The following is a 21378-nucleotide window of genomic DNA, read 5'->3' on the forward strand; positions in this document are numbered from 1 at the left end:
CGGCATTGCTCTGCAGCACCATCACGAAGGCCGCGCCGGGTGACAGTCGACGCGGCCCTTCGTGATGTCTGGCCCGCGGCACCGGAACGCCGAAGTGAGGGGAAGCGATGAGCTATCCACCAGAGCCACCGCCCGGATACCCGTACGCCCGGCAGCCGCAGCAGCAGCCCCGGCGGCCTCGTCAGCAGCGGTACGGCGGTCCCCCGGCGCCCCAGCCCGGCTACGGTTCTCCTCAGGCGCCTCCCCCGCCACCCGGCTACGGCTATCCCCAGGGACCGCCGCCGCAGCAGCCGGTCTACGGCCGCCGCCAGGCACCGCCCCGGCAACAACCCGGCTACGGCTACCCCCAGGAGCCGCCGCAGCAGCCGGTCTACGGCCTCCCGCAAGCGCCGCCCCAGCCGTCCCCGACCGACTTCCCGCAGCCGTCTCCGATCGACTTCCCGCAGCCGGCACAGAGCGGCTTCCCGCGCCAGCCCGGCTTCAACTACCCCAACGCCCCGCGGACGATGCCGGGTTCCGTGAACGCCGTCCGCGTGATCATGTACGTCTTCGGCGTGCTCGGTGTGCTCGGCGCGATCGGCACCTTCTACAACGCGTCGCAGGGGGGCGGGGAATCCACCGGCGGGGGGCCGGCTGCCATCGACCCCGGACTCCTGGTCGCGGGCGGCGTCTTCTCGCTGATGCTGTCCGCCACGGCGATCTTCCTGGCCTCCCGGTTCGACGACGGCGGCAACGGGGTCCGCGTGGGCGCCATCGTCTACGGCTCGCTCCTCGCGGTCCTCGGGCTGCTCACCGTCATCATCGTCGTCGGCGTCGTCCCGCTCGCCGTCGGCATCCTCATCATCATCTTCATGGTGAAGGAGGAAGGTTCCGAGTGGTTCAGGCGCACGTACTCCTGAGACCGCTGCTCCCGCTCCGAGGCCACTGCTCCCGGCCGGCGCTCCCGAATCCGTGTCACCGCGCCCGGGAAGAGAAGCGCGGACCGGTGGCACATCGCGGGGTGTGCGGTGTCCCCGCGGCCACCGCACCACGAGACAATCGACGCGACCTCCGTGCACCACGGAACCGCACGTGCGGAATGCACCGAACTGAAGGAAAACCGCGATGAGTTACCCGTCCGAGCCGCCCAACAACCCGTACGGGAACAATCCGTACGCCAACAACCCGTACGGCCAGCAGCCGCAGCAGCCCCAGCAGAGCTACGGCTACCCGCAGCAGCCGCAGCAGGGTTACGGCTATCCGCAGCAGCCCCAGGGCGCCCAGCCCGGCTACGGCTACCCGCAGGCGCCGCCGCCGGGCGGGCCCGGGGCGGCGGCGGGCGCGCTCCAGGGCAAGGTGAACGCCGTCCGCATCATGATGTTCATCGTCGGCGGGCTCCAGGCCCTCTTCTCGACAGGTGTTCTCATCATGCTCGCCTTCGCGACGAGCAGCGTGAACGAGCTTCCGAACATGGCGGACGCCCGGATCGGGATCGGCGTCGGCTACGCGCTGTTCGGCGTCTTCCTCGCGCACGCCATCATCGGCATCGTGATGGGCATTTCGCTTCCCAAGGGCAGCAACGGAGTGCGGGTCGGCGGGATCGTCTGGTCGTCCTTCCTCACCCTCTTCGGCCTGGTGTTCCTTCCCTTCGGGATCATCTGGCTCGGCCTCGGGATCACGTGCATCGTGCTGCTGGCCCAGTCGGGCCCCTGGTTCAGCAGACAGCAGTACTGACCGGCGGGCGGTCCTGCCGACCGGCGACCCGTGACGCCCCGGCGACCTGCCGCGGAGCAGGCCGGCAGGGGCGCCGCGAGTGGAGTCCCCGCCGGGGGCCGGACGGTCCGTCGCCGCCCCGTGCCGGTGGAGGACCGGCCGACGTCGGACCGGGCGACGTACCACGGGACGACGTACCACGGGACGACGTACCACGGGACGACGGGGTGACGGGGTGACGTCAGTGGAAGAAGTGCCGTGTGCCGGTCAGGTACATCGTGACGCCGGCCGCCTCCGCGGCCTCCGTCACGGCCTCGTCGCGTACCGAACCACCGGGCTGCGCCACGGCCTTGACGCCCGCGCGGGCCAGCACCTCGAGCCCGTCCGGGAAGGGGAAGAACGCGTCGGAGGCTGCGTACGAGCCCCGTGCGCGCTCCTCACCCGCACGCTGCACGGCGAGCTTCGCGGCGTCCACGCGGTTGACCTGGCCCATTCCGACACCGACCGTGGCGCCGTCCTTGGCGAGCAGGATCGCGTTGGACTTCACGGCACGGCAGGCGCGCCAGGCGAAGGAAAGCTCCTCCAGCTCCGCCGGTGAGAGCGCTTCGCCGGTCGCGAGCGTCCAGTTGGCGGGGTCGTCGCCCGCGGCCTGGAGACCGTCCTTGACCTGGAGCAGCGCACCACCCTCGATGGGCCTCAACTCGACGGACGCGGAGGGCTCCTCGGCGCAGCGCAGCACCCGGATGTTCTTCTTGCGGGAGAGCACCTCGACGGCGCCCTCCTCGTAACCGGGCGCCACGACGACCTCGGTGAAGATCTCGGCCACCTGCTCGGCCATGGCGAGCGAGACCGGCCTGTTGACGGCGATGACGCCACCGAAGGCGGAGAGGGAGTCACAGGCGTGCGCCTTGCGGTGGGCCTCGGCGACGTCCGAACCGACCGCGATACCGCAGGGGTTGGCGTGCTTGATGATCGCCACGCAGGGCCGGTCCCCGTGCTCGTACGCGGCTCGGCGAGCGGCCTCCGTGTCGACGTAGTTGTTGTACGACATCTCCTTGCCGTGCAGTTGCTCGGCGGCGGGGAGACCCGTGCCGCTGCCGTCGGTGAGGACGGCGGCCGGCTGGTGCGGGTTCTCGCCGTAGCGCAGCACGCTGCGCCGGGTGAAGGCCGCACCGGCGAACGCGGGAAGCGGGTTCTCCGCCCCGGCGCCGGCCCCGGCCTCCGTGACCGCGTCGTCCGGCGCGTAGCCGTCGGCGAACCAGTTCGCCACGGCCACGTCGTAGGCCGCCGTGTGCTGGAAGGCCTCGCCCGCGAGACGCTTGCGCTCGGCCAGGGAGAACCCGCCCCCTGAGCCTTCGGCCCCGGTGGTGCTGCCCACCGCCTCCAGCACCTCGCCGTAGCGCTCCGGGTTGACGACGACGGCGACCGAGGGATGGTTCTTCGCGGCCGCACGCACCATGGAGGGACCGCCGATGTCGATCTGCTCCACGCACTCGTCCGGGCTCGCACCGGAGGCGACGGTCTCCCGGAACGGGTAGAGGTTGACGACGACGAGGTCGAAGGGTTCGATGCCCAGCTCGTCCAGCTGCTCCCGGTGGGCACCGAGACGGCGGTCGGCGAGGATGCCCGCGTGCACCCGGGGGTGCAGCGTCTTGACCCGTCCGTCGAGGCATTCGGGGAAGCCGGTCAGTTCCTCGACCGGCGTCACCGGGACGCCCGCCGCGGCCATCCGCTTCGCGGTCGATCCCGTCGAGACGAGCTGCACGCCCGCCGCGTGCAGGCCTCGCGCCAGCTCCTCCAGGCCCGTCTTGTCGTAGACGCTCACCAGCGCCCTGCGGACCGGGAGCCGCTGCCCGGTGTCCTGACCGCGGCCCTGACTCATGCCCTCACCCATCCTGCAGCCGTACCTTTCGTCCCTCGATGCGGTATCCGCCGCGGGAGAGGCGGCCCACGACGTCGACCAGCAGGCGTCGCTCGACCTCCTTGATCCGCTCGTGCAGAGCGGCACCCCCGTCGGCGTCGTCCTCGTCCAGGACCTCCACCACGCCCTGCGCGATGATCGGCCCCGTGTCGACACCGTCGTCGACGAAGTGGACGGTGCACCCGGTCACCTTGGCCCCGTACGCGAGAGCGTCACGGACACCGTGGGTGCCGGGAAAACTGGGAAGGAGCGCCGGATGGGTGTTGACCACCCGGCCTCCGAAGCGGGCGAGGAACTCCTTGCCCACAAGCTTCATGAAACCCGCGGAGACGACGAGGTCCGGCTCGTACTCGGCGGTCGCCGCCGTCAGCGCCTCGTCCCACTCGTCACGCGTCGCGTGGTCCCTCACCCGGCACACGAACGTGGGGATGCCCGCGCGCTCGGCACGCTCGGCCCCCTCGGTCCCGTGGCGGTCGGCCCCGACGGCCACGATCCGGGCGCCGTACGACTCCGGGCCCTCGGCCTCGACGGCGTCCAGCAGCGCCTGGAGGTTCGTGCCGGAGCCGGAGACGAGAACGACGAGACGGGCGGGGTGCGTACGGGAGCGGGAGCCGAGGCCCTGTCCGCTGCCGGTGTCGGGGCGGCTCGGGCTCTGGTGCGCAGCCACGGCGAAGCTCTCTCTCACGGGATTCCCCCGGCGCGGAGGACGCCGGACAAGGGGAGAAGCGGTTTGTGTGGTCGTACGAACTCATGGAGCGGCGAGTTCCGGGGAACTCTACGAAGCGTCCGACCGTCGGCAACGATACCGGCCCCTCACACGGCCCCCGCGGGACGGGGGCCGATGTGCCAGGTAGCGTCGGGAGGTACGGGCCCGCACGGAACGGGCGCATCCGGCACCTGCGGGGCGCACGGCCGCGAAGGGCCGCACGCCGGGCCCTGCCGGACAGCACGACGACCGGCCGGGCACAGCCAGGCAGGAGGCAGGGCCGGCAGGAGGCACGGCCGGCGCGGGACGCGGCGGCAGGCCGCACGCAGGACGAGACGACGACAGCACAAGGGGAAGACGCACTCCACATGGCCGACCGACGCCGCCGCCGTGCGGCCCCCTCGGACGACGCTTCGCGCGCGGACAACCCCTTCGCGGCACCACCGGAGGGGCAGGCCGACCAGCCCTGGCAGCCGCGCCGGTCGGCGGGCTCCCAGAGCGGCACGGGGACGGACTCGGGACAGGGCCGCGGCGGCCCGGACTCCGAGAACGGCTCGGGGGACTCCGGGAACGGGAACGACGGGTCCGGCTCCGGCTCCGATTCGGGCCGGGACCGCTCCGCATGGGGCAGCCACTGGAGCAGCAAGCAGCCGGGCCGGCAGAGCGGCGGCTTCGGCGGCCCCGGTGCGGGCGGCGGCCAGGAAGGCGGCAACGGCGACGGCACGGGCGGCGCGGGCGGCGGGCTCGCCCGAGGCATGCGCTGGGACCCGACGGACCCGAAGCAGCGGCACGCGCGCTACTCCCTCCACACCGGCGTCTGGGCGCTGTTCTTCGCCCTCTTCAGCCTCCCGGAGGTGGCACTGCTGCTCGGGGCGCTGTCCCTCTACTGGGGCGGGAGCGCGCTGCGCGTCGGCAAGTCCTCGTCGAAGTCCGGGACTTCGGGCACGCCGGGCGCTTCGGGCAAGCGCGGTCACCCCGGCGGGGCGACCGCGGAGGACGTGGCGGGCACCGACCGTACGGCCGACGGCGAGGCACCGAAGCCGGTGCCGCAGGTCCCTGTCGCGGTCACTCCGGCGCAGGCGGCCAAGTCCCGTAGGACGGCGGCGGTCAGCGGCCTGGTCGCCTCGTCGCTCGCCCTTGCGGTCGTCGCGGCGACGTTCACCTTCCAGCAGGTCTACAGCGACTACTTCACATGCACGCAGGACGCGCTGACGCAGTCCTCCCGCGAGGACTGCAAGGACCTGCTGCCGAAGGAACTGCGGCCGCTGCTCCAGGAGCGTTCGTCGTCGGCCGGCGGTCTGCAGCTGAACTGAGGCCGGGCCGCGGGCGGGCCCGCCACCGGGCCCGGCCCTCGGCGGGCGCGGCACCGCCCGGACCGGGCCGGTGCGGCAGGTCTGCCGAGGTCCCGCGGGGTTGTCGAAGTCCCGCAGGATTGTCGAGGGGCCCACAGGATCGTCGAGGGGCCCGCGGGCCCCGGGACGCGCGGGCCCCTCCGGATGCGCCGGCCCGCCGGCTCGGGGGTTCGCGGTCCGGCGGGCACGCGCTCGTCCACCGTGGGGCGTCGGGCGGGCCCTCGCGGCCGGGCGTCCGGTCAGTCCCGGCGCGGTTCGAAGTCCGGCATCAGGCCCCCCGACACCGCCTTCAGCTCGCTCCAGCGGGCCTGACGCGCGGCGGCCGCGTCCGGGCCGTCGTCGCCTCCGCTTCCCCGGAGACGCCACGCCCGCATCGCGAGCGCCACCGGCGCCCCGACCAGCACCGCCCACAGGAACGCGGCGACGCCCGTCAGCGGCCAGCTCGGCCCCAGGACCGCCATGGCCTCTGTGCCGAGAGCCCCGCCCGAGAACGCCGCGAGGACTGCGACACCCACAGCGCATTCGCACCCCACAAGGGCGACGACGGCCAGCGTGGCCCGCCGGCTCACCGCAGCCTCGCACCGCCCCGTGACAGGTGCGGCGGCGCGCGCCACGTACCAGCCGACGGTCGCACCGGCGGCCAGCGGTACCGCCACAGCCGCGATGCCCCCGAGGAGTCCGGGGCCGCCGCCCGCGGCGGGCAACGCCTCCAGCAGCGGGAACGGCAGCAGGGACGCGGCACCAGTCTGCGTGAACGGGCCGACCACGGCCCCCGTACCGAGGGCGAAGCCGGGGCCGAGCCCGTAAGCGGCCGCCCACACCGCGGCGTTGGGCAGCAGCGCGATCACGAGCAGAAGCACCGCGAACTGCCCCGTCCAGGAGTCTCCCGCGAGACGCGGGAAGGCGGACTGCACCTCGTCCACGTGCCACAGGAGCGCGCCGAGCGTGACGACGAGACCTCCGCCGCACAGCACCGCCATGGCCGTCAGAGCGGTGCGAGCCGGGCGCAACCGCCGCGAGAGGGCTCGTGCCTCGGCGAGCACGGGCGCCGGGAAGTCCGGCTCCCGCGCCGTCGGCACCGCGGGCCACTGCGTCCTCCCGCCGGAAGGTGAACCGGCGGCCCTGTCAAGCTCGTTGGGCGCCGCCGGAGGCGTGCGTCCCCAGCCCGGCCACATCGCCGCCGCCGCAACGCACAGGACGAACAGCGGCAGCCGTACCGAAGCGCTCAGCACGTCGGCGCGCACGGGCCCGGCGGACGCGAACAGCACGGTGACGGCGCCCGTCACCAGATATCCGCCGGCCACGCAGCCGAGGGGCGCCAGCGGACCCGGCACGTCCTCGGCGTCCGCCCCGGTCCGTGCATCGCCGGCGCTCTCGTCCCCGCCCGCGGCGAGCGCCTGCGTACACGCCCGGTGCAGCAGGCACACGGGCGGGATCACCAACAGCAGCGGAGTCAGCGCGACCGGCGCCGGAATTCCGGAGAGCGTCTCGGTGCGGACGAGTGCGCTCCCGTGCCCGAGCAGCCACAGGTCGGCGGCGAGATGCAGGGCGGCACCCGCGCCGCTCTCCGGGTACGGCGAGACGATCCACAGAAGCAGCACGAGGACGGTGAGTGCTGCGAGCCCCAACCCCGCGGCGAGCATCCCTTCGAAGAACCACGAGGCCTTCGACGGCAGTCGTGACGTGCTCCGGCCGTACGGGGACAACGTCGGGCTGCGATGCGTCACTTGGCTCACGTCGACATGCTGTCAACAACACACGTTCTGTCCGGGTAACACGCTGGTTGTCGCTGTGTCGCCCAATATGTGCGCATACACCTTGTACGACAAAGCACTCATACGTGGCCGGGGCCGTCTCCCGGGCCGGAGGATCTGGGGAGCTCATGAGCGGACAGCAGCACGAACCGGCCGTCGCCACAGCGGATGCCGCTTCCCCGGCCGGGGACGACGCGGTACTCCCGCCTCACGAGGAGGCCCCCTCAATCCAGGGCGGAATCGAGGAAGGGGCCGAGGAAGGGGCGGAGGACGCGGCCCCCGTCGAAGCTCCCGACGAAACCGGGGACGGGATCGAGAACGGGATCGAGGACGAACCCGAGGACGGAATCGAGACCGAAAGCGAGTGTGAGGCCCGGATCGAAGCCCCGGACGAGGCCGAGACCGAACCCCGGCCGAAGGCCCAGGACGAAGCCCGGACCGAGGACCCGGACGAGGCCTGGGTCGGGCCCCAGACCCCAACCGAGGACGAACCCCGGAACGGAACCGGAAACGAGACCGAGGGCGAGGCCCAGACCGAAACCGAGGGCGAGGCCCAAGCCGGAACCCAGACCGGAACCCAGGCAGGGCCAGGCGGAGACCGAGACCCCCGCCCCTCCCCCGTCGCCGCTGCCGACGCCTTCGACCTGCTCTACGGGGGCAGCGCCCCCGCCCTCGCCCGTCAGGCGTTCCTGCTGTGCGGCGCGAGCGGCCCGGCCCGCCGCTCCGTCGCACACGCGTTCCGGCTCGCCTGGCGCCGCTGGCCGCAGGTCGCGGTCGATCCCGATCCGGCGGGCTGGGTGCGCGCCGCCGCTCACCGCTTCGCGCTTGCGCCCTGGCGACGGTTCCGTCTCGTCCACCTCGTACACCGCGTGCGGGCGATGCGTCATGTCCCGCCGGGTGACCGGGCGTTGCTGGACGCGCTGCTGCGCCTTCCGCCCTCCTACCGCGCGGTGCTGCTGCTGCACGACGGGCTGGGCCTGAGCCTCGGGGACACCGCAGCGGAGGTGGAGGCAGGCACGGCGGCGACGTCGGGGCGGCTGCGCCACGCACGTGCGGCGCTCGCCGAACGTGTACCGGTGCTGCGTGACGCGTCGGAGGGCGAGCTGCCGCGTGTGACGGCGCTGTTCGTGGGTCGGCTTGCGGCGCCGCAGCCCGTCTCACTGCCGCAGGCACGGCACGTCCGCAGGAGCGGTGAGGTCCGCGGCCGGTGCGGGACGGCAGCCTCGCTGGGGCTCGCGGCCTCCGTGGCGGCCGTGGGTTTCGCACTCGTCACGTCCGACGACGAGCGGAACCCGCCTTCGCTGCCTGTTCCCAAGCCTTCGACGGCGACGCTCGGTCCGGAGCGGCAGCCCGAGCGCCTCCAGCCGATGGTCCGGAGCGCGGCGCTGCACGCACCGCACAGGAGGCCGTGAGCGCCGGGGGGGCCGTGAAGAGCGACGGGCCCGCTCCCTGCGCCTGTGGCGAGGGAGCGGGCCCGTTCGTCGTACGAGTGCGAGAGCTCCGGGCGTGAGCGGTGTTCGCCTGTGTCACACCCTTGTCCGGCGGGGCCGGTGCGGGGAGCTCAGCCGACCAGCAGGCCGCGTGCCAGCTTCGCCGTCTCGGACGGCGTCTTGCCGACCTGCACGCCCGCGGCCTCCAGCGCCTCCTTCTTCGCCTGGGCGGTGCCCGACGAACCGGAGACGATGGCGCCCGCGTGGCCCATCGTCTTGCCCTCGGGGGCGGTGAAGCCCGCGACGTAGCCGACGACCGGCTTGGTGACGTTCGCCTTGATGAAGTCCGCCGCACGCTCCTCGGCGTCGCCGCCGATCTCGCCGATCATCACGATCAGGTCGGTGTCGGGGTCGGCCTCGAACGCCTTGAGGGCGTCGATGTGCGTGGTGCCGATGACGGGGTCGCCGCCGATGCCGACGCAGGTCGAGAAGCCGATGTCGCGCAGCTCGTACATCATCTGGTACGTCAGCGTGCCGGACTTGGAGACCAGACCGATGCGTCCCGGCTTGGTGATGTCCGACGGGATGATGCCGGCGTTGGACTGGCCGGGCGTGATCAGGCCGGGGCAGTTGGGGCCGACGATGCGGGTCTTGTTGCCCTTCTGGGAGGCGTAGTCCCAGAAGTAGGCCGTGTCGTGCACCGCGATGCCCTCGGTGATGACGACGGCCAGGCCGATCCCGGCGTCGACGGCCTCGACGACCGCGTCCTTGGCGAACTTCGGCGGCACGAAGATGACGGTCACGTCGGCGCCGGTGGCCTCGATGGCCTCCTTCACGCCACCGAAGACCGGTACCTGTGTGCCGTCGAAGTCGACGTCGGTGCCCGCCTTGCGGGGGTTGACGCCGCCGACGATGTTGGTGCCGGAGGCCAGCATCCGCTTCGTGTGCTTCTGGCCCTCGGAGCCGGTCATCCCCTGGACGATGACCTTGCTCTCCTTGTTGAGGAAGATAGCCATGGTGTGTCGATGTCCTCGCAGATCTCGGTCTCGTCCGCTTACTTTGCGGCCAGCTCGGCAGCGCGGTCGGCCGCACCGTCCATGGTGTCCACCTGCTGCACGAGCGGGTGGTCCGCATCCGTGAGGATCTTGCGGCCCAGCTCGGCGTTGTTGCCGTCGAGCCGCACGACCAGCGGCTTGTCGACGTCCTCACCCTTGTTCTTGAGCAGTTCGAGGGCCTGGACGATGCCGTTCGCGACGGCGTCGCAGGCGGTGATCCCGCCGAAGACGTTGACGAAGACCGACTTCACGTCCGGGTCCCCGAGGATGATCTCCAGGCCGTTCGCCATGACCTCGGCGGAGGCGCCGCCGCCGATGTCCAGGAAGTTGGCCGGCTTGACGTTGTTGTGCGCCTCGCCCGCGTAGGCGACGACGTCGAGGGTCGACATGACCAGACCCGCGCCGTTGCCGATGATCCCGACCTGCCCGTCGAGCTTCACGTAGTTGAGGTCCTTCGCCTTGGCGGCGGCCTCCAGCGGGTCGGCCGCGGCCTTGTCCTCCAGCGCCGCGTGATCCGGCTGACGGAACTCGGCGTTGGCGTCGAGCGAGACCTTGCCGTCCAGCGCGATGACCTTGCCGTCGCCGGTCTTGACGAGCGGGTTGACCTCGACGAGCAGCGCGTCCTCACGTACGAAGACGTCCCACAGCTTCTTGAGGACCTCGGCGACCTGGTCGATCAGCTCGGCCGGGAACTTCGCGGCCTCGGCGATCTCGCGGGCCTTGGCGTCGGTCACACCCTTGATGGCGTCGACGGGGATCTTCGCGAGCGCCTCGGGCTTCGTCGCGGCGACCTCCTCGATCTCGACGCCGCCCTCGACGGAGGCCATGGCGAGGAAGGTCCGGTTGGTGCGGTCCAGCAGGAAGGAGACGTAGTACTCCTCCGCGATGTCGGCGGTCTCGGCCAGCATGACCCTCTGGACCGTGTGGCCCTTGATGTCCATGCCCAGGATGGCCCCGGCCTTCTCCACGGCGTCCGCGGGGTCGGCCGCGAGCTTCACACCGCCGGCCTTGCCTCGTCCTCCGGTCTTCACCTGCGCCTTGACGACCGCGCGACCGCCGAGTCGCTCGGTCGCCTCGCGCGCCGCCTCGGGCGTATCGATGACTTCGCCGGCCAGCACCGGTACGTCATGCTTGGCGAAGAGGTCCCTCGCCTGGTACTCGAACAGGTCCACGCGCGTACGTCCCCTTAATCAGTGGTTCGCGGTTGTCAGCGTGATCATGGGCGTGCCGCGTGGCCGCGGCGTCACGACGAGGCGCGGCATGTCCGCCTTGCAGGTTAGCCCCGCCGTTGAGCGGTGCATAAATTCCAGCTCACACCTGTGCGGTGACAACGGTCACAGCGGCACGCACATGTTGTGCGGACGGAATCTACGCTCCGGGCCGCCTCTTCCGCACGCCGCGGGCGGCGGGAACAGTGGGTTCTCCCGCGTTCCCGCACCTGTCCCGGGCGGTTCGCGCGGGGCTCCGGCATCGGTCCCGCGCGAACCGCCCGGAAGGGCGGCGTGGAACCCCCTGCACGGTGAACTACCCGCTGTGCAGGGGAACTTGGTTCAGGCTGACCGGTTGCGAACCGGTGTCAGAGCGCCGGGATCGCCGACGTGACGGGGAGAGCGGGGAGAGCGGGGACCGAGGAAGGGATGATGCCGATGCCCGGGACTCCCGGGATCAGTCCGGGCACCTCGATCACGAGGCCTTCCGGCAGCCCCGGCGCGGACGATGGGGCTGCCTGAGCCGGGATGCGGGGCACAGGGCCCAGGTCCTTATCCGAGGGAGCCGACGGCTTTTCGGACATGGCCTCACCGGCCTTCTGCGTGGCATCCCTGATCGCCTTCCCTGAGCTCCGCGTCGCGTCCCCCGTCTCCCTTTCGTGCTTCGCGATGCGTCCGGTCTTCTGAAGAGTGTGCTGTGCGCTGTGCGTTGTGCCGGTGACCGCGCCGGTGCCGCCCGCGACGGCACGGACGGCCGGTGCTTCGTGCGCCGACGCACTGCCGGCACCGGCTGCCAACAGCCCTGCAGCGACTGCCGCAACGGCGAATCCACGGCCAACACTGCTTCTCATGTGCATGGTTACCTCGATCGCAGGTTCCGGTGGTGGTGAAGCGATGAGCGACGGGTGGAGATGCAGGGTGGCCCGACCCCCTTTGCCGGCCACCCCGCACCCCCCTTACCGGCGGCTCAGAGGCCGGCCGGCACCTGGGAAGCGACGGGACCGACCGGGACGTCTGCGGGGACGTTGGCCGGGTCGGTCAGGTCGCGCTTGGTCGGAGCGGTGATGAGGACCGCCACGTTCGTGGCGGTGTGGGCGACCAGCCTGTCCACGTTCCCGTGCACACCGGTGCCGACCAGTTCGTGTGCGTACACCGCCGAGTCGGAGGCCACGCCGTGAGCGAACGCGCCGAGGTCACCGGCCGTGCCGTGACCGAGCGCCTCGGTGCGGTAGTAGGTGCTCTCCACGAAGGGAGCGGTCGTGGACAGGGCGCAGTCGACCGTCCTGGCCGCGTCGGTGGCCAACTGGTAGGCGGTGGCGCGGGCGTGGAGCTGGACAAGACGGGCCGGGGGCACGAGGCCGCTCACGTTGTCGATGACCGGGTGGACGGTGGCGACGGTGTTGCGGGCCGTGGTCACGGTCTCCTCGGTGGGGCGGCTCTTGAGCACCGCGGTCAGCTGCTCGGGACGCACAGGGGCCGCGGGGAGACCGCCGGCCGGCTCACCGGTGGCGGGGACGGACGGGCCCGCCGGAACAGCGGGAACGGCGGGAACCCCCGGCGCTGCGGGGAGGGCGGGCACGCCGGGCACGGCGAGGGCGGGCAGCGTGCGGGGCGGCAGGTGGCCGGAGACGTCGTGCACACCCGGAACGGCCGGATCAGCCGGGACGGCCGGAACGGCGGCGTCCGTGCCGCGCAGCTTCCCGGTCACGCCGTCGGCGGCGCCGGTGGGCAGGTCGCCGATCGGCAGCGTGTTGGTGGGCAGGCCGTTCTCCGGGATGCCCTTGCTCGGCAGGTTCTCGCGGATCTCGCGGCTGACGTCCTCGACCGTTCCGGTCGTCTCCTTCACGGTGTCCGTCGCACGCCGGACCGTGTCGGCCACGGCGCCCCTGCCGCCTTCACCGGCCTTCTCCGCCTTCTCGGCCTTCGCCGCCTTCTCGGTCGTCCCGGCCACAGCGCTGCCGGCGTCGGACGGGACGGGCAGTTCGGCCGCGGACGCGCCGGCCGTGCTCAGCGCCCAAATGCCGGAGGCGGCGGCAGCGACCATCAGTGAACGTCGGATGTTCTTGCGCATGAGACGGAAGTCCTTCGAATTCAGGGGTTCTTGAGCCCCGGGACGACGGCCGGCGGATTTCCGGTCAGGAATCCGGACCGCTGCTCCGGGGATTCGGGCGGGCAGACCTGTCCACCCCCGCGTGGCAGGTCGCGAGCGCGCGTCGCGCGCTGCTCAGACGGGTGGAAGGTCTGCCCTAGCCGGGGAATTCGAGGACGTCGCCGGCACTGTCACGCGTCGGCGTACCGTCCACGGCGCGCACGGCGCCGGAGTGAAGCGGCCCGAAGTGCCCGGTGCCGGGCACGACCGCGTCGTGCTGGTGCGGGCCGCCGCGCTGGCTGTGGCCGTCACCGGTGCAGTGCGACGCGCTGGGCGCGGGCACCGCGGGTGTGGGGTGGAACGGGAGACGATCAGCGGGGTCTCCGTCGTCCTGGATGGTGCCGGCGTCGGACGTCGCACCGGCGGCCACGTAGTGGGAGGCCGAGGACGTCATGGCCCGACTGCCGTGCGCACGCGGCCCGTCGGTGCCCTCGCCCGCGTCGTCGGCTGAGGCGTCGGAGGTGCCGTCCGTGCCGAGGTCACCGGCTCGGCCGCCGGTCGCGTCCGGCCCCTCGCCGACGACGGCGTCGCCGAGTCCGAGGCCGAGACGCCCGGGCAGCCCGGCCAGGCCCGAGGGGCCGGACACGCTGTCGACGGCTTCGCCGACCGGGCGGGTGACCTCTCCGGTTCGGCCGGCGCCTTCCGAGACGGGGCCCACGACGTGCGAGGCCGCGCGCTCGGCGGCGTTCCGCAACTCGTGCCTGTGCTTCTCGGCGAGTTCGGCCCGGGTGAGGGCGTCGCCGGCCTGCTCCTTGCCGTTGCCGCCCGCCTCGTTCGAGGAGCTCCGCTCCGATGCCGACGGCTTCGGGGACGTCACCAGTCCGGACGGTGCCCGGCCCGCCTCCCGCACCTCGTGGCCGGGCGCGGAAGCGGCCTGCGCACTGCCGCCGAAGACGACGGCGAGAGCGAGGAACCCTCCGAGGAAGAGGAACGTCAGCAGGGCCCGCCGCGCGGCGGCCGAGTGCGGCAGGCGCACAACGGCAGGCACAGCTAAGGATGCTGACAAGGCAGGGACCTTCCAGGCGGGGGGATGCGGACGCGCGCTGCTCAGGGGGGCCACAACTGCCCGCCGGGAACGCTGCGTTCCGGACAACGGAGATCCTTGCACGGACGCCGGTCCCCCGCGCAACTGCCGTCACAACTTGTTCACTTGGTGGCCCCTGAGCACTCCGCCGAGGCCCTCGCCGCGCCTTCCGCGCCGGGCTCGCACCTCCGTCCGCCCGGTGTCGCTCGAACCTCCGTCCGCCCGATGCGAACCGTCCGATGTCATTCGCCCGACGTCAGCCCGACGTCATTCCCCCGATGTCGTTCTCCCGATGTCATTCGTCCGGTACGGGGAGGGGCCGCTTCTCGATGGCCGCCGCCATCACCTCCGGGAAATGGTCGGGCGTGCAGGCGAACGCGGGAGCCCCGAGCGCGGCGAGGGCGCTCGCGTGGGAGCGGTCGTAGGCGGGTGCACCCTCGTCCGACAGCGCGAGCAGGGCGACGAACTGCACGCCGGCCGCCTTCATCTGCGACACCCGCTTGAGCATCTCGTCACGGATGCCGCCCTCGTAGAGGTCGCTGATGAGGACCACGACCGTCTCGGACGGACGCGTGATGTGCGACTGGCAGTACGCCAGCGCCCTGTTGATGTCGGTGCCCCCGCCGAGCTGTGTGCCGAAGAGCACGTCCACCGGATCGTCGAGTTCCTCCGTCAGGTCGACGACGCCGGTGTCGAAGGCGACGAGCCGGGTCTTCAGCGACCGCATCGAGGCGAGTACCGCTCCGAATACCGACGCGTGGACGATGGACGCGGCCATGGAGCCAGACTGGTCGATGCAGAGGACGACGTCCTTCCTCACGCCCCGCGAGGCCCGGCCGTGACCGATGAGCCGTTCCGGGACGACCGTCCGGTGCTCGGGCAGGTAGTTCTTGAGGTTGGCGCGGATGGTGCGGTCCCAGTCGATGTCCCTGTGGCGTGGGCGGTGCACCTTCGCGGAGCGGTCGAGCGCGCCGGTGAGGGCCGACCGCGTGCGCGCGGCGAGCTTCTTCTCCAGCTCGGCGACGACCTTGCGCACCACGGCGCGTGCCGTCTCCCTGCTGGTCTCCGGCATGGCCGACTTCAGCGACAGAAGCGTGCCGACCAGGTGCACATCCGGCTCCACCGCCTCCAGCATCTCCGGCTCCAGCATCAGCGCCGCGAGATCGAGCCTCTCGATGGCGTCCCGCTGCATGACCTGGACGACGGAACCGGGGAAGTACGTCCTGATGTCCCCGAGCCACCGGGCCACTTGAGGGGCGGAGGCGCCGAGGCCGCCCGCGCGTTCGCCACGTCTGCCCTGACCGGAGCCTGCGCCGGGGCCGCCCTGCGGTCCGCTGCCGTAGAGCGCCTGGAGCGTACGGTCCATGGCCGCGTCCGCACCGCTCAACTCGCAGCCGGTGCCGTCGGTCCCCTCGGAGCCGCCGGAGCCGCCGAGCACCAGGCGCCAGCGCCGCAGCCGTTCGGCGGCGGGCGTGAGGCCGCCGGCGTCCGCGGGCCGGCCGTGGGCGTCCCGGCCCGGTGGGCCCGACGGAACAGGCGACGTGGTGGCCGGACCGGACGCGGTGGCCGTACTGGACGGGGCCGGCGGGACGTTCGTGCCGGACGGGCCGTGTGTGCCTGACGTGCCGGTCATAGGGGCGCCTCCTCCTGCTCGGTCGTGTGCCCGGCACGCTCGCCCACCGGTTCGAGCAGCAGGCGGAGTGTCGGCAGGACCGCGGCCGCGCGGGCCTCGTCCAGACCGGGCCCGAAGCCGGGCCGTACCGGGCGCGGCGGCGGCAGTGAACTGCCCCCACTTCCACGTCCGTTGGGCACTCCACCGGCGTCCGCCGTCTCCGGCAGGGCGCCACGCCGCACGAGTTCGCCCACGGTGCGCCGCACACCGGGCTCGAACCCGGCGAACGTCCTGCGCAGCAGCGGCAGCACGTCGGTGAACGCTTCGCCGGGCACGGACGACAACCAGCCGTCGACGAGGGCGAGCAGCCGCTCGTCGTGGACGAGCAGCATCCCGCCGCCGGACAGGAACCCTTCGATCCATGCCGCTGCTTCCGGCGGACCGGTGCCCGGTGAGAGTGCCAGACCCATCAGCCGGGCGGCTTCCGCCTGCGTCAGCTGGGCGTCGTCCAGGAGCAGCCGGACGCACCGGCCGCGGATGAGACCCGGTATCCGGTCCCGCGAGGCGAGCTTGCGCAGGGCAGCGCGCCAGCGCGACTGCACGCCCCCCGCGGCACCTGCGGCACCCGCGGTATCTGTCCCGGCCTCCCCGGCGTCTTCGGCGTCCCGCGAACCCCGCGCCGTGCACGTCACGTCGGTCACGCCGGAAGGCTCGGCGCACGCCTGCACCAGAAGCGCCACGGACCGGTGGACGGCGTCGATGTGGTCGCGCATCCGGGCAGCGCCGTCCGCGTCCAGGCCCGCGCAGGCGGGCGGAATCCCTACGCACACACGCTCCGCCAGCCCGAGGGTGACCTCCGTCAGCGCCGCCGAGTCGGTGCGCCGCACATTGCCGTACCTGAGGGAACGCACCAGCGCGGGCAGAGCCTCCGCGAGCCTGCCGACATCGGCGTCCAGCGCGGCCCGGTCGGCGAGCGCCCGCATGACGACCCTCAGCGCATCCGGCAGATCCGCAGGCAGACAGCTCTCGGCAAGGGCGGTGACGTCGGCCAGGGCAGTGGCCTCGGTGGCGAGGGAGACGGTCCTGGCGCTCGCCGCGCTCTCCACGGTCGTGCCCCACACTCCCGCTTCCGCCGTGCGCACCGACAACTCCGGCTCCCAGCAAAGCCGCCAGCTCTCGCGGAATGTGCCGGTGCTGCCGGTACGGGAGCGCACGGGCACGGCCCAGTCGATGTCCAGCAGGCGCAGCCGGTGCAGAAGCCTGCTCCGCGCCGAGTCCGTCTCCTTGCGCAGGTCGAGGTCCAACTCCCGTGCGGACGCTTCCGGTTTGAGGCGCAGCGTGCGCTGCTGCCTGGTCAGGTCCCGCTGGAGCGGCACGGCGGGCGCACCCTCCGGCACCTCCCCCAGTACCTCTCCGACGACGAGCCTGTCCCGTACGAGGGCGAGCGGCACGTCGGAGCCCTCGCACATCACGGCCCGCACCGCGTCGAGGGTCTCGGTGAGCCCCGGAAGCGGCCTGCCGCGCACGGCGGCGAGCGAATCGGCCAGCCTGACGGCCTCGATGACGTGTGCCGAGGAGACGACCCGGTCCTCGGCGCGCAGCAGCCGGGCCACCTTGGTCATCCACCGCTCGACGACCCGGTCGGGCGAGGCGAAGAGGTGCTCGTACCAGCCGGGAGAGGTGATGCCGGCGCCGTAGCCGCTGTCGCGTGCGAGCCGCCGGTGCGTCCAGGGCACCCAGGTGATCTCCGACTTCACCTTCGGCAGGCCCCTGAGTGCCTGCCTGTCGTCGGCGGCCTTCACCTTCGCCGCCAGGGCCGGAACGTGCCACGCTCCGCAGACGACGGCGACGTCGCCCGGCCCGAACTCCCGGACCGCGTCGCGCAGTCGCAGCCGCATATGGGCCTCACGCACCTGGTCGCGACGCTGGCCGGCCCCCGGTTCCGCCGACGCGTGGACCGCTTCGGCACCTCGCTGCTCGCGCAGGGCGGCCATGGCCTCACCGAGCACCGCGAACGGCGCGTACGGGTCGGCCCCGGGCCGGGCCCCGCGGTGCTCGATCACGTCCTCCCACCACCGCTCGGCGTCGTCGTAGCCCGCGGCCCCGGCGAGAGCCGCCAGCGGATCGACGCGCACCGCTTCGCCGTTGCCCATCCCGGACCCGGGCCCGGCGTTCCCCGGCCCCGGGTCCCCCGGGCCGGCCTCCCCGACGTCGTCCCGTCCCGGCCCGGCCACGTCGTCGGTGAGGGCGAGCGCGTGCGTGGCGGGAAGGTCGATGAAGCGCACCGGCACCCCGTGCCCCAGCGCCCAGCTGATCGCGACCCATTCCGGGGAGAACGCGGCAAGCGGCCAGAACGCCGCCCGGCCCGGCTCGTCCAGGGCGTGGGCGAGGAGCGCCACCGGCGGACGCATCGCCTCGTGCCCGGCGAGCGCGACGAGACCGTCCGCCTCCGGCGGCCCCTCCACGAGCAGCACCCGGGGCCGCCGTGCCTCCAGTGCGGCCCGCACCGCTCGTGCCGAACCCGGCCCGTGGTGCCGTATGCCCAGCAGCAGCGGCACGCCACCCGGTCCTGGCGCGGACCCGCCGGGGCCGGCGGACGCTGCGGTCACGGGGAGACCTCCCGGCAGGCGCGGTAGAAGTCCTTCCAGCCGTCGCGCTCCCGTACGACCGCCTCCAGGTACTCCTGCCACACGACACGGTCCGAGGCCGGGTCGCGCACCACGGCGCCCAGCACACCGGCGGCCACGTCGCCCGCCCTGAGCACCCCGTCGCCGAAGTGGGCCGCGAGCGCCATGCCGCCGGTGACGACGGAGATGGCCTCCGCGGTGGACAAGGTCCCGGACGGGGACTTGATCTTCGTGCGCCCGTCGGCCGTCATGCCGTCGCGCAGCTCCCGGAAGACGGTCACCACACGCCGTATCTCCGCCGTGCCGTCGGCCGCGGCAGGAAGGTCGAGGGAACGGCCGAGCTGGTCGACGCGGCGCGCGACGATGTCGGCCTCCTCCTCCGCCGTACCGGGCAGCGGAAGGACCACTGTGTTGAACCGCCTGCGCAGGGCGCTGGAGAGTTCGTTCACCCCCCGGTCGCGGTCGTTCGCCGTAGCGATGAGGTTGAAGCCGCGCACCGCCTGGACCTCCTCGCCCAGCTCCGGAATCGGCAGGGTCTTCTCCGAGAGCACGGTGATCAGACTGTCCTGCACATCGGCCGGGATCCGGGTCAGCTCCTCCACCCGCGCCGTCCTGCCCTCGGCCATCGCCCGCATCACCGGGCTGGGGACCAGGGCGTCACGGCTCGGTCCGTGGGCGAGCAGCCGGGCGTAGTTCCACCCGTAGCGCACGGCCTCCTCGGCGGTGCCCGCCGTGCCCTGCACAAGCAGCGTCGAGTCACCGCTGACGGCGGCCGAGAGATGTTCCGAGACCCACGTCTTGGCGGTGCCGGGCACACCGAGGAGAAGCAGGGCCCGGTCCGTCGCCAGCGTGCTGACGGCGACCTCGACGAGGCGGCGGGGGCCCACGTACTTCGGCGTGATCACCGTCCCCCCGGGCAGTTCACCGCCGAGGAGGTATGTGGAGACCGCCCACGGGGAGAGGCGCCAGCGCTCGGGACGCGGCCTGTCGTCCGCTGCGGCGAGCGCCTTCAGCTCGTCGGCGAAGGCGTCCTCGGCGTGCGGCCGCAGCGTCTGCTGCTGCGCGGCGTCCACGGCACAGGAATCGGTCACGAGTCCCCTCCACACACGGCGGTCGATGTGCCTTCAGCGTGCACCCCGCCACTGACAGTCACCTCCCCAACCCGTCCCGACCTGCGGGAACTTCCGGCCGGAACCGCCGCGGCGACGGATTGTCAGTGGCCGGCCGTACGGTCGGGACCATGACTGGACAGGGGGTCCGCCGGAGCGCGGAAGAGGTGCTGGCGCTCGCTCCCGACGACGCGTCACGCAGGGCTGGGAGCAAGCTCTCCTCGCCGGGCCCGTGGGCGGAGGCGGGTTCGGGAGCCGGTGCCGTATGGGGCCTGTGCAAGGGCAGCGGGAGCAGGCCGTACCGGACGGTGGTGGACCTCGGCGAGGGCGACGGCGGCGACGGCGCTCGTGACGGTACGGGCGGTACGGGCGGGGGCGGTACCGGCGGGGCCGCCGGAACGCTTAACGGGCCCGCATACAGCTGCAGTTGCCCCAGCCGCAAGTTCCCGTGCAAACACGCGCTCGGGCTGCTGCTGCTCTGGGCCGGTGACCTGATCCAGACCTCGGAGGAGCCGCCGGAGTGGGCCGGCGAGTGGCTCGGCGGCCGACGTGAAAGGGCCACTCGCAGAGCCGCGGTGGATGAGGCGGGGCGAGCCGCCTCGGGGCCCGCCGCCGGTGGCCCGGGGAGCGGCGGCGCGGGGAGCGCCGGCGGCCGCCGGGCCGACCCGGAGGCCGCCCGGCGCCGCTCCGAGCGCCGATTGCGCCGCGTCGCAGCGGGCGCCACGGAACTCGAGGAACGCCTCGCCGACATGCTGCGGGGCGGCCTGGCCGGTGCGGAGCAGGGCGGCTACGCGCAGTGGGAGGAGACGGCGTCCCGCATGGTCGACGCCCAGGCTCCCGGACTGGCCGCCCGGATACGGGAGTTGGGCGCCCTCCCCGTCTCCGGTCACACGTCGCCGGAGACCGAGGGGGCATACGGAGGCTGGCCGTCCCGGCTGCTGTCGGAGTGTGCCCTCCTCCATCTGCTGAACCGGGCCGTCCTGGCTCTGGACGACGTTCCGGAGGCTCTCGCCGCGACGGTACGCACGAGGGTCGGCCTCACCGTCGGCTCCGCCGATGTACTGGCGGACGACGCCGCTCCCGGCTCCGGCGGGACGTCCGGCGGCAAGGTCAGGGACCGGTGGCTGGTGCTGGCTCAGCGGGACACGGAGGAGGGACGGCTGACGGCGAGGCGTATATGGCTGCGCGGCCTGGAATCGGGGCGTCCCGCGCTGCTGCTGTCGTACACGCCGGGGGACCGTGCGCCCGGACAGGCCCTGCCCGTCGGCTCGGTGATGGACGCCGAGCTGGCCTACTACCCGGGTGCCCGCCCGCTGCGTGCCGCGCTGGGCGAGAGACACGCGGCGCCGGAAGCCGGTGCCGTGCCGGAAGGGGGCACGGTGACCGATGCGCTGGCCTCGTACGGAGAGGCTTTGTGCGACGACCCGTGGCTGGACGCCTGGCCGGCGGTGCTGAGCAGCGTGGTCCCGACGTTCGACGACTGGGGCGGGGCCGACGGGCGGAGCGGCGGCGTCCGCCAACTCGCGGATGCCGACGGCCGGTTCGCGCTCCCGATGGCTCCCGGCACCTCGCCCGGGACCCTGTGGAGGCTCACGGCGGTCTCGGGCGGGCGCCCCCTCACCGTCTTCGGCGAATGCGGCCACAGGGGTTTCGCCCCGTACACGGCCTGGAGCGAGGGAGAGGCGGTGCAGCTGTGAACGCAGCCGTGAGGGCTGCCCCGTGGGCCCGCCACAGCGCCG

16 protein-coding genes are annotated in these 21378 nt (G+C 72.9%); 5 read left to right on the forward strand and 11 right to left on the reverse strand.

Translation table 11 applies throughout. From position 1 onward, the window contains the following. The first annotated feature begins 107 nt into the window (after positions 1-107). The gene (locus tag H180DRAFT_RS30380; protein WP_254665972.1) at positions 108-899 is read left to right on the forward strand and encodes a hypothetical protein; all 792 of its coding nucleotides are present in this window, start codon (positions 108-110) and stop codon (positions 897-899) included. A 205-nt stretch (positions 900-1104) separates the two neighbouring features. Then, the gene (locus H180DRAFT_RS30385) at positions 1105-1713 is read left to right on the forward strand and encodes a hypothetical protein (protein WP_055485831.1); all 609 of its coding nucleotides are present in this window, start codon (positions 1105-1107) and stop codon (positions 1711-1713) included. Positions 1714-1933: 220 nt separating this feature from the next. Here the strand turns inward: H180DRAFT_RS30385 and purH are convergent, their stop codons facing one another. Beyond that, positions 1934-3574 carry a bifunctional phosphoribosylaminoimidazolecarboxamide formyltransferase/IMP cyclohydrolase gene (gene purH / locus H180DRAFT_RS10980; protein ID WP_055485973.1) on the reverse strand — a complete coding sequence of 547 codons (1641 nt, stop codon included), beginning with the start codon at positions 3572-3574 and terminating at the stop codon, positions 1934-1936. Positions 3575-3578: 4 nt separating this feature from the next. Then, positions 3579-4280: a phosphoribosylglycinamide formyltransferase gene (purN, locus tag H180DRAFT_RS10985; protein ID WP_055485974.1), complete on the reverse strand. Its 702-nt coding sequence runs from the start codon at positions 4278-4280 to the stop codon at positions 3579-3581. Positions 4281-4687: 407 nt separating this feature from the next. Between purN and H180DRAFT_RS10990 the strand changes: the two genes are divergently transcribed. Beyond that, complete coding sequence (locus H180DRAFT_RS10990; protein WP_055485832.1) at positions 4688-5632, forward strand: hypothetical protein; 945 nt, start codon at positions 4688-4690, stop codon at positions 5630-5632. Positions 5633-5910: 278 nt separating this feature from the next. On the opposite strand, the gene H180DRAFT_RS10995 is transcribed toward H180DRAFT_RS10990, so the two are convergent. Beyond that, positions 5911-7407, reverse strand: a complete 1497-nt coding sequence (locus tag H180DRAFT_RS10995) for a cell division protein PerM (RefSeq protein ID WP_139151376.1) — start codon at positions 7405-7407, stop codon at positions 5911-5913. Positions 7408-7553: 146 nt separating this feature from the next. On the opposite strand from H180DRAFT_RS10995, the gene H180DRAFT_RS11000 reads away from it, so the two are divergent. Further along, entirely contained in the window at positions 7554-8837 is a 1284-nt protein-coding gene (locus H180DRAFT_RS11000) for a sigma factor-like helix-turn-helix DNA-binding protein (protein ID WP_055485834.1), read from the forward strand. A 149-nt stretch (positions 8838-8986) separates the two neighbouring features. Here H180DRAFT_RS11000 and sucD read toward each other — a convergent pair whose 3' ends face one another. From sucD to H180DRAFT_RS11040, 8 genes are all read right to left on the reverse strand, one after another. Continuing rightward, positions 8987-9871 (reverse strand): succinate--CoA ligase subunit alpha, encoded by an 885-nt coding sequence (gene sucD, locus H180DRAFT_RS11005; protein ID WP_055485835.1) that lies wholly within the window; start codon positions 9869-9871, stop codon positions 8987-8989. Between the two features lie 38 nt (positions 9872-9909). Beyond that, positions 9910-11082 carry an ADP-forming succinate--CoA ligase subunit beta gene (gene sucC / locus H180DRAFT_RS11010; RefSeq protein ID WP_055485836.1) on the reverse strand — a complete coding sequence of 391 codons (1173 nt, stop codon included), beginning with the start codon at positions 11080-11082 and terminating at the stop codon, positions 9910-9912. Positions 11083-11486: 404 nt separating this feature from the next. After that, positions 11487-11969 (reverse strand): hypothetical protein, encoded by a 483-nt coding sequence (locus tag H180DRAFT_RS11015; protein ID WP_139151377.1) that lies wholly within the window; start codon positions 11967-11969, stop codon positions 11487-11489. A gap of 116 nt (positions 11970-12085) precedes the next feature. Continuing rightward, on the reverse strand, positions 12086-13189 hold the full coding sequence (locus H180DRAFT_RS29500) for a hypothetical protein (protein WP_055485838.1): 1104 nt from the start codon (positions 13187-13189) through the stop codon (positions 12086-12088). A gap of 175 nt (positions 13190-13364) precedes the next feature. Continuing rightward, positions 13365-14255 (reverse strand): hypothetical protein, encoded by an 891-nt coding sequence (locus H180DRAFT_RS11025; protein WP_139151378.1) that lies wholly within the window; start codon positions 14253-14255, stop codon positions 13365-13367. Between the two features lie 331 nt (positions 14256-14586). Next, on the reverse strand, positions 14587-15924 hold the full coding sequence (locus H180DRAFT_RS11030; protein WP_079100014.1) for a VWA domain-containing protein: 1338 nt from the start codon (positions 15922-15924) through the stop codon (positions 14587-14589). After that, positions 15921-18512, reverse strand: a complete 2592-nt coding sequence (locus H180DRAFT_RS11035) for a DUF5682 family protein (protein WP_055485840.1) — start codon at positions 18510-18512, stop codon at positions 15921-15923. Before H180DRAFT_RS11035 ends, H180DRAFT_RS11030 begins: the two co-directional genes overlap by 4 nt. Then, on the reverse strand, positions 18509-19621 hold the full coding sequence (locus H180DRAFT_RS11040; RefSeq protein WP_055485841.1) for an ATP-binding protein: 1113 nt from the start codon (positions 19619-19621) through the stop codon (positions 18509-18511). The genes H180DRAFT_RS11035 and H180DRAFT_RS11040 overlap by 4 nt, the downstream gene beginning before the upstream one ends. Before the next feature lie 149 nt (positions 19622-19770). Here H180DRAFT_RS11040 and H180DRAFT_RS11045 point away from each other — a divergent pair, with 149 nt between their 5' ends. Then, the gene (locus H180DRAFT_RS11045) at positions 19771-21336 is read left to right on the forward strand and encodes an SWIM zinc finger family protein (protein ID WP_055485976.1); all 1566 of its coding nucleotides are present in this window, start codon (positions 19771-19773) and stop codon (positions 21334-21336) included. The last annotated feature ends 42 nt before the right edge of the window (positions 21337-21378 follow it).

It is taken from the genome of Streptomyces sp. WMMB 322 (assembly GCF_900090145.1).
Classification (GTDB): Bacteria; Actinomycetota; Actinomycetes; order Streptomycetales; family Streptomycetaceae; genus Streptomyces.